1 protein-coding gene is annotated in these 553 nt (G+C 48.1%); it reads right to left on the reverse strand.

All coding sequences use genetic code 11. The annotated features are described in order from the left end of the window. On the reverse strand, positions 1–553 hold a 553-nt coding region (locus AC1M9I_RS14605; protein WP_481611215.1), incomplete at both ends, for a type VI secretion system Vgr family protein.

The raw sequence follows: 553 nt of genomic DNA on the forward strand, positions 1-553 counted from the left end.
GCAATCTGGTTGATCTGCCCATCTGCACTGAGGTGGATGTCTTCGTTACTTTCTACGGCAATTGAACTTGGTGAAGCCAAGAGCATGATCGCTTGTTTAAAAGCCGCGGCTTTGCTTTGGTCTTCGCTCTCTAAGTTCTTGAGGTAGCCCTGTAGGTTTTCGAGTAAGTTCAGTGGATCAGTTTGTTGATTTTGTGCCACTTCACTCAAAGCTTTGGCGTTGTTTAAGCTACTTTCGAGTTGTTGTTTGGCTTCGCTTGCATCTAAATGGTTTGCTTTGGCTTGTTCTTGTTTGTAGGTGGAGATGAGTATGCCTTCGCCTGCTCGTACTGCACCCCATTGGTCTGTTCTAAGTTCGAAGCCTTCGCCGCGTCCTTCGCTTTCTGCTGTTGCTTTGGGATGACTGAGATTCCCTAGGTTGAGTTGGCTCGCCCCGTGGGTGTTTTGCAGTTGGGTGGAGATTTGTCCTGTGGTGTCATCAAAGCGGAGTTGTCCATAGCCTTCGCCTTGGACTTCTTTACTTTTAATCCCTGCGAGTTTTTTGGTGTCCGGCA

It is taken from the genome of Acinetobacter sp. ANC_7553 (genome assembly GCF_056779895.1).